Below are 13,698 nucleotides of genomic sequence, written 5' to 3'. Positions count from 1 at the left end.
CGTGCGCGCTGCTCCCCGCCGTGCTCGGCGCCGGGCCCGGGTCAGGCCAGGGCCGGCTCCTTCGCCGGTTCGGTGCTCGCGGCGGCCGCGGTCGGCTCCGGGTCGGTGTTCAGCTCGGCCAGCATCTCCTTGGTGAAGCCGAAGAAGTAGGTGGCGGCGAAGCCCACCAGGTAGCCGACGGCCAGGCCGCCCGCGTAGATCGCGATGGTGAGGCCCATGCCCGACTTGCCGTCCAGGAGCGGGAACAGGGCCCAGCCCGAGGGGCCGATGGCGGTGGAGCCGAAGGCGGTGCCCAGCTGGTTGAAGAGGCCCACGAAGGCTCCGCCGGCCGCGCCGCCGACGCACGCCGTGATGAAGGGGCGGCCCAGGGGGAGGGAGACGCCGTAGATCAGCGGCTCGCCGACGCCCAGGAAACCGGCGGGGAGGGCCGACTTGATGGTGCTGCGGAGCGAGCCGTTGCGCGGGAGCCGGTAGTAGACGGCGATGGCCGCGCCGACCTGGCCCGCGCCCGCCATGGCGAGGATGGGCAGCAGGACCGTGTAGCCGGACTGCTCGATGAGGGTGGTGTGGATGGGGATGAGGGCCTGGTGCAGGCCCAGCATGACCAGCGGGAGGAAGAGCCCGCCGAGGACCAGGCCCGCGAAGGCGCCGCCGGTGGCGAGCAGCCAGTTGGCGAAGGTGCCGATGGCGGCGGAGGCCTCACCGGCGATGAACATCAGGCCGAACAGGGTGACCAGGCCCGAGATCAGGACCGTGAGGGTGGGGGTGACCAGGACGTCCAGAGCCTCCGGGACCCAGCGCCGGCACCACTTCTCCACGTACACCGCGAGCAGGGCGGCCGCCAGGGCGCCCAGTACGCCGCCCTGGCCGGGCTTGAGTTCCAGGCCGAACGCGGTGATCTTCGCGACCCCGGGGAAGACGATGATGGCGGCGACCGCACCGCCCAGGACGGCCGTGCCGCCGAACTCCTTCGCCGTGTTGTAGCCGACGAAGACGGCGATGAGGGACATGAACCCGGACGCCATCGCGGAGAGGGCCGGGACGAGGGCGGGCAGCCAGCCGAGGTTGGTGAGGACGCCGTTCAGGCCCGCGATCACACCGCAGCCGATCAGGGCCGGGATCAGCGGGACGAAGATGTTCGCGATGCGGCGCAGGAACAGCTTGAAGGGGGTGGCGTTGCGCGCCTTCTGCGCTTCCTTCAACGCCGCGCCCTGGGCCTGGAGTTCCTCCGCGGTGACCGCATGCGGCGTCGATGCCGAGCGGCCCTCCTCGACGAGCGCCTCGAACTCGGGGGTCACCCGGGCGACGGTGCCCGGGCCGAGCACGATCTGGTAGGTGTCGTCCTCGACCACGCCCATGACCGCGGGCAGCGCCTTCAGCGCCTCGTCGTCGACGAGCGAGCGGTCGCGCAGGGCGATGCGCAGCCGGGTCATGCAGTGGGCGATGGAGGTGATGTTGTCCGGGCCGCCGACGAGGGGGAGGATCGCGGCGGCGGTGGCGCGGTTCTTGTCCGTAGGCATATGGGGGTCGCCTTGCTGTGCGGGGGTGGTCGGCCTGTCAGTGGGTCGGGGCGGCTGCGGCCAGGGCGGCCCGCAGGTGGCCGTGGGAGTCGGCGAGGAGATCGGCGGCCTCGTTGCCGTCGACCCCGCCGAGGATGACGAGGACGGCGTTCTTGACCTCGCCGTCGGTGGCCCTCAGCGCGGCCTCGATCTCCTCGTCGGGCGCGCCGGTGGCCAGCGCCACGATGCGGCGGGCGCGGGCGCGCAGCTTTTCGTTCGAGGAGCGCATGTCGACCATGAGGTTCCCGTAGGTCTTGCCCAGGCGGATCATGGTGATCGTCGAGATGAGGTTGAGTACGAGCTTCTGCGCGGTGCCCGCCTTCAGGCGGGTGGAGCCGGTGAGGAGTTCGGGGCCGACGACCACCTCGATGCCGTGCTCGGCGGCGGCCGCGAGCGCGGAGCCGGCGTTGCAGGAGAGCCCGACGGCGAGCGCGCCGCGGGTACGGGCGAACTCGACGGCCCCGATCGCGTACGGGGTCCGGCCGGAGGCGGAGATGCCGATGACGGTGTCGTCCGGGCCGATGGCGAGCGCGGTGAGGTCCTCGGCGGCCAGCTCCCGCGAATCCTCGGCGCCCTCGACGGCCTTCACCATCGCGGAGGGGCCGCCCGCGATCAGGCCGACGACCGCCGCCGGGTCGGTGTTGAAGGTGGGCGGGCACTCGCTGGCGTCCAGCACGCCCATCCGGCCGGCGGTGCCGGCGCCCGCGTAGACGAGCCGGCCGCCGCGGGCCATCCGGGCGGCGATCGCGTCGATCGCGGCGGCGATCTGCGGGAGCTGCGCGGCGACGGCTGCCGGGACGGTGGCGTCCTCGGCGTTCATGGTGCGGGCGATGTCGAGGGTGGACAGCCGGTCGATCTCGGCGAGTTCGGGGCGGAAGGCCTCGGTGGTCAGGGTGGCGAGCTGGGCGCGGAGTTCGGCGTACGCGGTCATGTGGGTGCGGTGCCTTCCTAGCGGGCGGAGTGGCGGTGGGCGAGGGCCTCGTACGAGGCTGCGAGCGCGGGCGCGGCCCGCTCGTACGTCTGCTGCGCGACGGCGACGAACAGGCAGTCGACGACGAGGAGCTGACTGGTCCGGCTCGACATGGCGGCCGGGCGCAGCGCGGTCTCGCGGGCGGCGGAGGTCGCCAGGACGTGGTCGGCGTAGCGGGAGACGGGCGCGTTCGGGCGGCCGGTGAGGGCGATGGTGGTGGCGCCGCCCTCGAAGGCCGTACGGAGCGGCTCGATCACGTCGCCTGTGGAGCCGGAGTGGGTGATGGCGACGGCCACGTCGCCGGGGCGCAGCTGGACGGCGTTGGTGACGGCCAGGTGGGGGTCGCTGTGGGCGTGCGCGATCAGCCCGATGCGCAGCAGCTTCTGCGCGAGGTCCTGGCCGACGAGGGCGGAGGCGCCGATGCCGTAGATGTCGATGCGGCGGGCGGCCGCGAGGGCGGCGACGGCGGCGCCGAGCTGGGTGAGGTCGAGGCCGGCGGCGGTGTCGGCGAGGGTCTGCGCCTCCTCGTGCGCCAGCTTGGCGACGACCTCCGCGAGGGGGTCGTCGACGGCTATGTCGACGGTGACGGCGGGGGCGGCGCCGGACTCCTGCTGCGCGGCGAGGGCGGCGAGCGCGAGGCGCAGGTCGCGGTAGCCGGGGTAGCCGAGGAGGCGGGCGGTGCGGACGACGGTGGCCTCGCTGGTCCCGGTGCGCTCCGCGAGGGCGGTGACGGTGAGCTGCGCGCACCCGGCGGGATCGGAGACGACGGCTTCGGCGACGGACTGCATGGACCGGGTCATGGAGGGCCCGAGACTCCGCACGCGCGCCCGCAACGCGGTGGCCGGCGGAGCCGGCGGGGCGGGCTGGTCCGGCGGGTGCGGGCTGGTCCGGCCCCCGGCTTCGGCGCCGGCGCCGGCTCCGGCTCCGGCCCCGGCGGGCTCCGTGTGGGCGGCCTGCGTACCGGCGGGGTCCGCAGGGGCTGCGGAAGGCTGCCGCAGCGGGCTGAAAGTTTCCTTCTGGTTCCTGCTCACACGTGAAATCTATTTTCAGCCGCCCTGGGCGGCAAGGCGCCATTCGGCCCCCGAGAAGAGGACCTTCGTCACCGGGCCCTCGCGGGTTCACAATGGGCCCATGGACCACGCGACCCCCCTGGAACAGGCGCTGCACGTCGCCCGTGCACTTGTTCTCGCCGATCTCGCCGCCGGCGAGGTCGCCGATGCCGATGTCGTCTCCCTCGTCGAGGACTCGGTCACGCACCGCCGGTGGTGGGTGGAGCAGTGGCCGGAGGGGGTCGACTACCTTGCCGGACTCGTCGCCCAGGACGTGCAGGACGCACTGCTGGAGAAGTACGGCCGCTGGCCGCTCTGCCCGGTCTGCGGGCACGGCGACCCGCACGCGCTGGACGTGGAGCCGGAACTGGGACCCGACCCGCACTGGGTGTGTTCGGAGGCGGGCGTGAGGGTGGCGGCCGTCGGCGCCCTCGGGCCGGTCTTCCACCCGGGCCGGTGAGCCGCCGGTGACGGTGTACATCGACCCGCCGACCTGGCCGGGCCACGGCCGCATGTGGTCACACCTGGTCAGCGACGTCTCGTACGAGGAACTGCACGCCTTCGCCGCGTCGATAGGCTGCCCGCCGCGCGCCTTCGAACGCGACCACTACGACGTGCCCTCGCACCGCTACGCCGACGCGGTCGCGGCGGGCGCGGTGGAGATCGGCAGCAAGGAACTGGTCCGCCGCCTCACGGCCGCGGGCCTGCGCCGCCCGAAGGGGCGCCCGCTGGTGTAGGCGGCCTCAGGCCGTCAGCAGCACCCGCGTGCCGGCTCCCGTCGCCGCTGCCGCCGTACGGCGCGGAGGCAACAAGGTAGGGCAGAGCGTGCCCGGCCGCCAGGCCTGATCCGGGCATTCGCCGGACCCGGATCGGGCGGGACGGTCACGCGTGTGCGGAGGCCTCGGCCGGGGCAGCCGCCGAGGCCGGTGCGGCCGATGCGGCCGGGCCGGAGGCCACCACGCGGCCCGGGACGCGGCGGTCCAGGCGGAGGGCGATGACGGCCAGGGCGATGGCCGTGAGGGTCATCGCCGCGCCCGCCCAGGCGGTGGCGGCGAAGCCGAGGCCCGCGTCGATGACGGTGCCGCCGAGCCAGGGGCCGCCCGTGTTGCCGAGGTTGAAGGCGGCCGTGGTGGTGGCGCCGGCCAGGGTGGGGGCGGCGCCGGCGACGTTGAACATGCGGGCGTTGAGCGCCGGGGCGGTGAAGAAGGCCGAGACGCCCAGGAGGAAGGACAGGGTGATCGCCGCGACGGCCGTGGAGGCCAGGAGGGCGAGCGCGGTCAGGAACGCCGTGGACGCGGTGATGCCCCAGATCATGACGCCGAAGAGGTGCGCGTCCGCGACCCGGCCGCCGATGGTGGTGCCGACGAGGGCGCCGATGCCGAAGAGGCCGAGGATCCAGGGGACCCAGCCCGAGTCGAGCCCGGCCACGTCCGTGAGCAGCGGTGACAGGTAGCTGAAGGCGCAGAAGACGCCGCCCCCGGCGAGGGTGGTGACGCCGACCGCCAGCCACACCTGGCGGTCGCGGTAGATGCGCAGTTCGCGTCCGAGGGTGGGGCGCTCGGCGGGGAGGGGGATCTTCGGGATCAGCGCCAGGATGCCGGCCAGGGCGATCGCGGAGGCCGCGCCGACCGCCCAGAACGCGGAGCGCCAGCCCAGGTGCTCGCCGAGGAACGCGCCCGCCGGGACGCCGAGGACGTTCGCGATGGACAGGCCGCCGATCATGACGGCCATCGCCCGGGCCCGCTGGTCCTTGTCCACCATGGCGATGGCGACGGCCGCGCCGACGGCCCAGAAGCCCGCGCACGCGAGGGCCGAGACCACGCGGGAGGCGAAGAGGAGCTCGTAGGAGGGGGCGAGGGCGCCCGCGACCTGGCCGAGGCCGAAGAGGGAGATCAGGGCGACGAGCGTGGTGCGGCGCGGGAGGCGCAGGGTGGCCACGGCCAGCAGCGGCGCCCCGATGACCATGCCGATCGCGAAGGCGGATATGAGCAGGCCCGCCTGGGGGATGGTGACGCCCATGTCCTCGGCGATGGGCGGCAGCAGCCCGGACAGCATGAACTCGCTGGTGCCGAGCGCGAAGACCGACAGCCCGAGGACGTAGACGGCCACGGGCATGCGGGGGCGCTCGGAGCGCTCGGCCTGGTCGGGGTGAGTGGGGTGTGCGGTCGGTGCGGGGCGTGCGGCATCGGCGGGCATGACTGTGACCAACCGCCGTGAACGGGATCAAATTCCCCGTATTTCCTCCAGGTGGGAAAGCTCTCCCGCGAGGTTGGCGCGCGCCGGGGCCTCCCAGTGCGCGGCTCCGTACGGCGTGCGGTAGAGCCGCGGCAGGCCGAGCAGCTGGCGCAGTACGGCGGCGCGGCCGGTGCGGAAGGCCTCGTCGGGGACGAAGCCGTACTCGTCGCGGACGGCGGCCGCGTACGCCGCGTAGGCGTCCGGGGTGCCGGCGAGGACGGCGAGGTCGGCGTCGCAGAGGGCCTCGCCGTTGGTGTCGCCGGGGGCGGGGTCGTGGGTGACGGTGAGCCGGACCAGCCGGGCAACCTCGGCGGTGCGCGCGGCGTCCACGCCCAGCTCGGGCAGGGCGCGCTCGGCCATGGCGGCGCTGCGCTCCTCGTTCTCGGAGCGGTCGGGCCGGTACACGGCGTCGTGGAACCAGGCCGCGAGCCGGACGGCCGCGGGGTCGGCGGCGTGCGGGGCCAGTACGTCGATCCGCGCGAGTACGTCGGCCAGGTGCGCGGTGGTGTGGTAGCGGCGCTGGGGCTCCGCCCAGGCGGCGAGGAGGCGGTCGGCGTACGGGCCGGGGTCGCGGTCGGGGTCGGCTCCGGCCGCGGTGACGGTGGCCTGCCAGCGGGCGCGCAGTGCGGGGGTGTCGTCGTGCGGGGTGCCTGTGTCCATGCGCACATTGTGCGGGTGGCGTGATTGTGCTGGTGGAGCGCGGGCGGAGACCCGTACCCTGATATTGGACTAGACCTATTTTCCATTACCGGACGAAGGACGGCATCTGATGAGCAACCGTGCGCTCCTGGAGGTGATCGCCCTCGACGTGGAGGACGCGATCGCGGCCCAGGCCGGTGGGGCGGACCGACTCGAAGTGGTCACCGACATCGCCGCCGACGGGCTCACCCCGCCGCGCGAGACCTTCGCGGCGATCAGGGCGGCGGTCGACATCCCGCTGCGCGTGATGCTCCGCAAGACGGACGGGTTCGCGGCGGGCGACGTCTCCGTACTGGTGGAGGCGGCGCGGGAGCTGCGGGCGGAGGGGGCGCAGGAGTTCGTCCTCGGCTTCCTGAACTCGGACGGCAGCCCCGACCTGGCCGCCGTCGAGGCGCTGGTGGCGGAACTGGACGGCTGCCGGTGGACCTTCCACCGGGCGATCGACCGCGCGGCGGACCGGGACGGGCTGCGCAAGGCGCTCGCGGATCTGCCCGGGCTGGACACCTACCTGACGGCCGGCTCGGCGGCCGGCGTTGACGAGGGCCTGCCGGTGCTCCTCGCGGAGGCGGCGCGGGCGGGCGAACCGGGGTACGGGGCGCGGATCCTCGTCGGCGGCGGCCTGGCGCTGTCGCACCTGCCGGTGCTGCGGGGCGCGGGGGTGGACGCCTTCCACATCGGCGGAGCGGCGCGTCCCGACGGGTGGGGGCGCCCGGTCTCGGCGGCGGCCGTCGCGGAATGGCGGGCCGCCTTGGCCTGACCCTGCGGGCCGGCTGTTTCGCCCGGCGGGGCTGGGAGGCGCGACGTGCACTTGGCGGTCTACGTCAGCGAAATCCAGCCCCTCCGGCGTTTGAGGAGCGGGTCTGGGCGGAGCCCAGGTGCCGCGGAGCGGCATTTCAGGCTTGCCGCCCCGCACCCGGCACCCCGCACCCGGCACCCCGCACCCGGCACCCCGCACCCGGCACCCGGCAGCGGTCAGGCGAGGGCCTCCGGGAGGGCGGCCGCGTGGAGGAGGGTCAGGCCTGAGACGGCTCGGGTGAGGCAGACGTACAGGCGGCGCAGGCCCGTCCGCTCGTCCGGTTCGCCGTCCACGATCGCGGCCGGCTCGTCCAGGACCACGTAGTCGTACTCCAGGCCCTTGGCGAGCGAGGCGGGCACAAGGGTCAGACGGGACTCGGCCGTCGTCTCCTCGCCGGGCGAAAGGTACGCGAGGCCCGCCGCCCGCAGGGCCTCCGCCAGGTCCGGGATCCGGGCGTCCGCCGCGATCAGGCCGATCGAGCCCTCGTACGCGAGGGACTCGCGGCAGGCCGACAGCACCGAGTCCGTGAGGTCGGACGGCCCGGCCACCGCGGAGATCCGCAGGGAGCCCGGCGTCTCGCGGACCGAGGAGACCGCCGCCAGCCCCGGCGAGATCGACGGCAGCAGCCGGGACGCGTACGCGATCACCTCGCGCGGCACGCGGAAGCCCGCCGTCAGCTCCTCGACCACCGCCTGCGGCTTGCCCAGGTGGGCCAGGGCCTCGTCCCAGTCCCGCGTGGCCCACGGGGTGGTGCCCTGCGCGAGGTCGCCCAGTACCGTCGCCGAGCCCGTCGTGCAGCGCCGCCCCACCGCCCGGTACTGCATCGGGGACAGGTCCTGCGCCTCGTCGAGGACCACATGGCCGAGGGAGTGGGTGCGCTCCACCAAATCGGCCGCCTCGTCGATCAGGACCAGGTCCGCCGCCGACCACTTCGCCGACTTCACGCTGCGGAACGGCTTCGGCCACACCAGCAGCTTCTGCTCGTCCTCGTCGAGGACGCCCGCCGCGTGCAGCGCCAGGAACTCCGGGTCGGACAGGAGGCGGAGCACCAGCTTCGCCGGGTCGACCGGCGGCCAGATCTCCTTGACCGCCGCCTTCACCGCCGCGCCCCGCGCCACCGCGTCCTGGACGCGGTCGTCCGGCGCCTCGCCCGCCTGCTCCATCCGCACCAGGACCGCGTGCGCGATGCGCTGCGGGAGCGCCTCGCGGGCGGCCCCGTAGCGGATGTCGCGGTTCTGGAGCTCCTCGACCATCTCGGCCAGCTCGTACGACGGCACGCGCCAGCGGCGTGAACCGCGCACCACCATCAGCGCCTCGGTGGGGGCCGTGACGTGCGATTCGAGGGCGCGGCGCAGCACCTCCGCCATCCGGGCGTCGCCCTTGACCACGGCGGTTTCGGCGGCGTCCGTACCGCGTACCTCCAGGCCCTCGCGGGCCACCAGGTCGTCGACGGTGGCCTGCTTGACCTCCAGCTCGCCCAGCGCGGGCAGCACCTGCTCGATGTAGTGCAGGAAGGAACGGTTCGGCCCGATGACGAGCGTGCCGGTACGGGCGAGGCGGTCGCGGTGCGCGTACAGCAGGTACGCGACCCGGTGCAGGCCGACTGCCGTCTTCCCGGTGCCGGGGCCGCCCTGCACGCAGACGGAACCGGACAGCCCGGAGCGGACGATCTCGTCCTGCTCGGGCTGGATCGTCGCGACGATGTCCCGCATGGGGCCGACGCGCGGGCGCTCGATCTCCTGCTGGAGCAGCTTGCTGACGGCGGGTCCCCCGGCGGAGCCGGATGGTGTCACAGCGGCGGGGTCGGAGAGGTGCTCGTCCTCGTAGGCGGTCAGCTCCCCGCCGGTGTAGCCGAAGCGGCGGCGCAGCGAGACGTCCTGCGGGTCGGTCTTGGAGGCCCGGTAGAACGGCTGGGAGACGGGCGCGCGCCAGTCGATGACCATCGGGTCGCCGCCGGCGTCGTGGACATGGCGGCGGCCGATGTAGAACTGCTCCCCCTCGGCGCCTTCGGCGAGCTCCGCGCCGGGCGCGTGCAGGTAGTCCAGGCGGCCGAAGAAGAGGGGGGTGTGGGAGAGGTCGGCGAGGGCCTTGATGCGGTCGTCGATCTGGGCCTGGAGGACGATGGCGTTGACCCAGTTCGCGGTGACGTCGCGGATGTCGAGGGCCTCCACGTCCTCGCGCATGGCGCGGAGCGCGGCGCGGGAGGCGGCGAGGTGCGACCTCTCGCGGCCGAGGGGATCGGTGTCGGGGGCGTGCGCGGGCACGGGACTGCCTCCAGCTGCTGGTACGGAACAGTTGGCCCGCCGGTTTCCGGCCGGAGGGCGGCTCTCCCCGGTGGGGCGGTGGGAGGCGGCAAGAGCGGAGATTCTAGTCACCGCGGCGGGCCGGCGCGAACGGATTGCGGGGGCCGGAAGTCCCGCCCGCCCGGGTCCTCCGTCCGGGTGTCGTACCTGGGGTTGTCACCCTTTGGGGAGGGGCACCGGGGTGTCGCATGGGCCCCGAGGAGGACGCGGGGGGCCTTGAGGTTCCGTCCGCAGACCGATGTGGTGCGGCGGCCGAAAACGCACCATGGATACATGAGCACCGCAACCTTCACCCCGATCCAGGGCGGCCGCCCGAGCGGCGCCACCGCCACCTCCGACACCCCGCCCCGGCACTTCGTCGGCAATGCGCTGCGCGCGGCGAAGGTCTTCGCCGCGGCTGCCGTGAGCGTCGTCGTCCTGGGCGAATACGCCGAGGACGCGGGCGTCATACGCCGCTGACCTCCGGTCCGGCCACCGGGTACGTCCGCCTGTGCGGCGCCGCTGCCGGGGGCGCTGCCCCCGGACCCCCGCGCCTCAAGCGCCGGCAGGGGCTGGATGTGGCCTGTCAGTCCGCCGCCAGCAGCTCGTCCGCGTCCATGATCCGGTACGCGTAGCCCTGTTCGGCCAGGAAGCGCTGGCGGTGGGCCGCGAAGTCCTGGTCGATGGTGTCGCGCGCGACGACCGAGTAGAAGCGGGCCTCGTGGCCGTCCGCCTTCGGGCGCAGGACGCGGCCCAGGCGCTGTGCCTCCTCCTGGCGGGAGCCGAAGGTGCCCGACACCTGGATGGCGACCGTCGCCTCCGGCAGGTCGATGGAGAAGTTCGCGACCTTCGACACCACCAGCACGCTGATCTCGCCCTCACGGAAGGCGTTGAACAGCTTCTCCCGCTGCGCGTTCGACGTCTCGCCCTTGATGACGGGGGCGTCCAGGTGCTCGCCCAGCTCGTCGAGCTGGTCGATGTACTGGCCGATCACCAGGGTCTGCTCGCCCTTGTGCTTGCGGACCAGCGCCTCGGTGACCTTCCGCTTCGTCGCGGTCGTCGCGCAGAAGCGGTACTTCTCCTCCGTCTCGGCGGTCGCGTACGCGAGCCGCTCGCTCTCGGTGAGGTTCACGCGGACCTCGACGCAGTCCGCCGGGGCGATGTAGCCCTGCGCCTCGATCTCCTTCCACGGCGCGTCGAACCGCTTCGGCCCGATGAGCGAGAAGACGTCCGACTCGCGCCCGTCCTCACGGACCAGCGTGGCCGTCAGGCCGAGCCGCCGGCGGGCCTGGAGGTCGGCGGTGAACTTGAAGACCGGCGCGGGCAGCAGGTGCACCTCGTCGTAGACGATCAGGCCCCAGTCCCGGGAGTCGAAGAGCTCCAGGTGCGGGTAGACGCCCTTCCGCTTGGTCGTGAGGACCTGGTACGTGGCGATGGTGACGGGGCGGATCTCCTTGCGGGTGCCGGAGTACTCGCCGATCTCCTCCTCCGTGAGCGAGGTCCGCTTCACCAGCTCGTGCTTCCACTGGCGGGCCGAGACGGTGTTCGTGACGAGGATCAGCGTCGTCGCCTTGGCCTTCGCCATCGCCCCGGCGCCGACCAGCGTCTTGCCGGCGCCGCAGGGCAGCACGACCACGCCGGAGCCGCCGTGCCAGAAGCCCTCGACGGCCTGCTGCTGGTACGGGCGCAGCGCCCAGCCGTCCTCGGCCAGGTCGATCGGGTGGGCCTCGCCGTCCACGTACCCGGCGAGGTCCTCGGCCGGCCAGCCCAGCTTGAGCAGCGTCTGCTTGATCTGCCCGCGCTCGGAGGGGTGCACGGCCACGGTGTCGGCGTCGAGCCGGGCCCCGACGAGCGGGGTGATCCGCTTGGACCGCAGGATCTCCTCCAGCACCGGCCGGTCCGTGCTGGTCAGGACCAGCCCGTGCACGGGGTGCTTGGAGAGGGTGAGGCGCCCGTACCGGGCCATGGTCTCCGCGACGTCGACGAGCAGCGCGTGCGGGACGGGGTAGCGGGAGTACTCGACGAGCGCGTCGACGACCTGCTCGGCGTCGTGCCCCGCGGCCCGGGCGTTCCACAGGCCGAGCGGGGTGATCCGGTAGGTGTGGATGTGCTCGGGAGCCCGCTCCAGCTCGGCGAAGGGCGCGATGGCGCGGCGCGCGGCTCCGGCGAGCTCGTGGTCGACCTCCAGGAGGAGGGTCTTGTCGCTCTGGACGATGAGAGGCCCGTTCACGCACGTCCCTTTCCGGCATGGGGTGGTCCGCCCGGGCGCGGGCGGCCAAACCTCCAGTCTGCCGTATCGCCGGGCGTGCGGGGTGGTTCTGGGTGGGCGAAGCGGTGGGCGAAGCCGTTGACGGGTGGGTGCGGGGGCGGGTTGGGTGGGCGGATGCTGATGTCTGATCTTCGTATCGAGGTGGTCGGCGATGAGGCCGGCGATGAGGCCGCGCAGCGGGACTGGCGGATCGTCCACAACCTGATCATCCCGACGGACCCGCTGTCCCCGGACGAGGTCCGGGACCGGGCCGGGCGCCATCGGCTGGAGGTGGCGTACCTCGGTGCGGAGCTGGTGGGGTGCATGACCGTCCGGCCGCCCGAGGGCGAGGCGGCCGTGGCCACCGTGATCGCGCGGGTGCTGCCCGAGTACCGGCGGCGCGGCTTCGGCACGCGGCTGTACGGGCTCGGGCTGGCGCGGGCGCGGGAGCTCGGGGCCGAGCGGATTCAGACCGTGGTCCTGGAGTCCAACCCGGAGGGGCTGCGGTTCGCGCTCGCGCAGGGGTTCGTGGAGGTCGAGCGCTACCTGCTGCCCGGGGACACCGTGCCGTTCATCGACCTCGAACTAGCGTGAGGCGAGGCCGCGTACGAGCAGCACCAGGCCGCCGCGGAACTCCTGGTCCGGGGTGAGGGTCGGGGCGCCGTGGGCGGCCTGCGTCATGTGCGGGAACTCTTCCGGCGGTAGGGCGGCGATGGCCGTGTGCCCGCGCCGGAGAGGGCGCCGAGGTGTTCCTGCTGGACCGCGCCGATCACGTAGGCGAGCAGGGCCCGCAGGGCGATGATCCGCTCCTGGGGCCCGATGCCGGCCTCGCTGAGCACCCCGAGCAGCGTCTCGCCCCAGCGCATCACGCTTCCCGAGCGGTGGCGGTGGGGTGAAGTCGACGGCGCTGAGCACCCGTACAGCGTGCTGGACGGGGGCGACGGAGCGGCCGCCTAGGTCATCGGATGCCTGTACATCCACCCCTCCCGCGAGGATGCCGGGCGGGTCGTCGTCAGCCACTGGGTGCGCGCCGACCGGGCGCACCTCGACGCCGAGGTGTACGAGGCCGTCAGCCGCTGGCTCGCGGAGGTGTGGCCGTTCGACGGCGGGCGGATCGACTACGCGCCGAGGTGAGGCAACGGGCCCGAGGCGTACGGGGTTTCCGCGGGCAGCAGGGCCCGGGCCGCGTCCGGCTCGCCGGATCGGAGGAGGCCGTGGATCTCCCGGGCGAGGGGGGTGACGTCGCGGATGGAGACCGTCCACTCGTCGGCGTACGCGCGGGAGAGCGGGCCCGAGAGGCCCAGCTGGAGCGAGCGGTACGGGAGGGGGCCGAGGTGGAGGTCGCGCTCCGGATCCCACTGGACCCGCGCCGACGTCGTCCGCACCGACTCCCGCCAGGCCGCGCGGTCCGCGTGCACGCTGGGGGCGTAGTGGGACAGGCAGGCCTCGTGCAGCGCGCGGTCGAAGCCGGCGCGGGTGATCTCGACGGCCAGCACCGTCTCCTGGTCGGCCTTCGCGGCCCAGCCGCAGCGGTACATCATCCACAGGAACGAGGGCTTGATCCAAGTCATCCGCTCGCGCTTCCAGGCGGGCGGGAAGCGGCCGTCTCGCGCCGCGGGGAGGCCGAGGGAGGGGGAGTAGGCCTGGTAGACCGTGACGGTGGTGTCGGTGTGCGCGGCTCGGATCTGGCGGGTGGGTACGTCTTGCATGCGGCTTAGGGTGCGGGGTGGTTGGGGCAGGCCGCCAGCCGTTTTCCCGGCGGGGCGGGGCGGGGCGGGTGCGGCGCCGTTGCGGGGGGGGGGGGGGGGGGGGCCGGCCCGGCGGGGCCCCCCCCCGCCGCCCCGGCGGGGGGCCGCGGGC

At 73.9% G+C, this 13,698-nt stretch carries 14 protein-coding genes; 5 read left to right on the top strand and 9 right to left on the bottom strand.

Annotated elements, in window-relative coordinates; all coding sequences use genetic code 11:
* Positions 1 to 41 precede the first annotated feature (41 nt).
* The 3 genes from AB0O21_RS21260 to AB0O21_RS21250 are packed head-to-tail and all read right to left on the bottom strand — an operon-like array spanning position 42 to position 3,362.
* Positions 42 to 1,520, bottom strand: coding sequence for a PTS transporter subunit EIIC (locus AB0O21_RS21260; RefSeq protein WP_365172713.1), 1,479 nt, complete (start codon positions 1,518 to 1,520; stop codon positions 42 to 44).
* A 37-nt stretch (positions 1,521 to 1,557) separates the two neighbouring features.
* The gene (murQ, locus tag AB0O21_RS21255; protein WP_365172711.1) at positions 1,558 to 2,490 is read right to left on the bottom strand and encodes an N-acetylmuramic acid 6-phosphate etherase; all 933 of its coding nucleotides are present in this window, start codon (positions 2,488 to 2,490) and stop codon (positions 1,558 to 1,560) included.
* A gap of 17 nt (positions 2,491 to 2,507) precedes the next feature.
* Positions 2,508 to 3,362, bottom strand: a complete 855-nt coding sequence (locus AB0O21_RS21250; protein ID WP_365172885.1) for a MurR/RpiR family transcriptional regulator — start codon at positions 3,360 to 3,362, stop codon at positions 2,508 to 2,510.
* Between the two features lie 298 nt (positions 3,363 to 3,660).
* Between AB0O21_RS21250 and AB0O21_RS21245 the strand changes: the two genes are divergently transcribed.
* Both AB0O21_RS21245 and AB0O21_RS21240 read left to right on the top strand, forming a co-directional pair.
* Positions 3,661 to 4,038 (top strand): hypothetical protein, encoded by a 378-nt coding sequence (locus AB0O21_RS21245; protein WP_365172710.1) that lies wholly within the window; start codon positions 3,661 to 3,663, stop codon positions 4,036 to 4,038.
* A gap of 7 nt (positions 4,039 to 4,045) precedes the next feature.
* Entirely contained in the window at positions 4,046 to 4,315 is a 270-nt protein-coding gene (locus AB0O21_RS21240; protein ID WP_365172709.1) for a DUF4031 domain-containing protein, read from the top strand.
* A 145-nt stretch (positions 4,316 to 4,460) separates the two neighbouring features.
* On the opposite strand, the gene AB0O21_RS21235 is transcribed toward AB0O21_RS21240, so the two are convergent.
* Both AB0O21_RS21235 and AB0O21_RS21230 read right to left on the bottom strand, forming a co-directional pair.
* Positions 4,461 to 5,693: a Cmx/CmrA family chloramphenicol efflux MFS transporter gene (locus AB0O21_RS21235; RefSeq protein WP_365172884.1), complete on the bottom strand. Its 1,233-nt coding sequence runs from the start codon at positions 5,691 to 5,693 to the stop codon at positions 4,461 to 4,463.
* 108 nt (positions 5,694 to 5,801) lie between these two features.
* Positions 5,802 to 6,473 (bottom strand): hypothetical protein, encoded by a 672-nt coding sequence (locus tag AB0O21_RS21230; RefSeq protein ID WP_365172707.1) that lies wholly within the window; start codon positions 6,471 to 6,473, stop codon positions 5,802 to 5,804.
* Positions 6,474 to 6,582: 109 nt separating this feature from the next.
* On the opposite strand from AB0O21_RS21230, the gene AB0O21_RS21225 reads away from it, so the two are divergent.
* On the top strand, positions 6,583 to 7,269 hold the full coding sequence (locus AB0O21_RS21225; RefSeq protein WP_365172706.1) for a copper homeostasis protein CutC: 687 nt from the start codon (positions 6,583 to 6,585) through the stop codon (positions 7,267 to 7,269).
* 215 nt (positions 7,270 to 7,484) lie between these two features.
* On the opposite strand, the gene AB0O21_RS21220 is transcribed toward AB0O21_RS21225, so the two are convergent.
* The gene (locus AB0O21_RS21220; RefSeq protein ID WP_365172883.1) at positions 7,485 to 9,491 is read right to left on the bottom strand and encodes an AAA family ATPase; all 2,007 of its coding nucleotides are present in this window, start codon (positions 9,489 to 9,491) and stop codon (positions 7,485 to 7,487) included.
* A 393-nt stretch (positions 9,492 to 9,884) separates the two neighbouring features.
* On the opposite strand from AB0O21_RS21220, the gene AB0O21_RS21215 reads away from it, so the two are divergent.
* Positions 9,885 to 10,070 (top strand): hypothetical protein, encoded by a 186-nt coding sequence (locus tag AB0O21_RS21215; RefSeq protein WP_365172705.1) that lies wholly within the window; start codon positions 9,885 to 9,887, stop codon positions 10,068 to 10,070.
* A gap of 106 nt (positions 10,071 to 10,176) precedes the next feature.
* Here AB0O21_RS21215 and AB0O21_RS21210 read toward each other — a convergent pair whose 3' ends face one another.
* Positions 10,177 to 11,820: a DNA repair helicase XPB gene (locus AB0O21_RS21210; RefSeq protein ID WP_365172704.1), complete on the bottom strand. Its 1,644-nt coding sequence runs from the start codon at positions 11,818 to 11,820 to the stop codon at positions 10,177 to 10,179.
* 159 nt (positions 11,821 to 11,979) lie between these two features.
* Here AB0O21_RS21210 and AB0O21_RS21205 point away from each other — a divergent pair, with 159 nt between their 5' ends.
* Positions 11,980 to 12,432 carry a GNAT family N-acetyltransferase gene (locus AB0O21_RS21205; protein ID WP_365172702.1) on the top strand — a complete coding sequence of 151 codons (453 nt, stop codon included), beginning with the start codon at positions 11,980 to 11,982 and terminating at the stop codon, positions 12,430 to 12,432.
* An 83-nt stretch (positions 12,433 to 12,515) separates the two neighbouring features.
* On the opposite strand, the gene AB0O21_RS21200 is transcribed toward AB0O21_RS21205, so the two are convergent.
* Together AB0O21_RS21200 and AB0O21_RS21195 are read right to left on the bottom strand one after the other, a co-directional pair.
* Positions 12,516 to 12,704, bottom strand: coding sequence for a hypothetical protein (locus AB0O21_RS21200; protein WP_365172700.1), 189 nt, complete (start codon positions 12,702 to 12,704; stop codon positions 12,516 to 12,518).
* Positions 12,705 to 12,956: 252 nt separating this feature from the next.
* Entirely contained in the window at positions 12,957 to 13,547 is a 591-nt protein-coding gene (locus AB0O21_RS21195) for a DUF4291 domain-containing protein (protein ID WP_365172699.1), read from the bottom strand.
* Positions 13,548 to 13,698: the final 151 nt, after the last annotated feature.

Source organism: Streptomyces sp. NPDC091371 (assembly GCF_040684275.1).
Taxonomy (GTDB): domain Bacteria; phylum Actinomycetota; class Actinomycetes; order Streptomycetales; family Streptomycetaceae; genus Streptomyces.
This window is presented reverse-complemented; position numbering and strand designations above follow the sequence as displayed.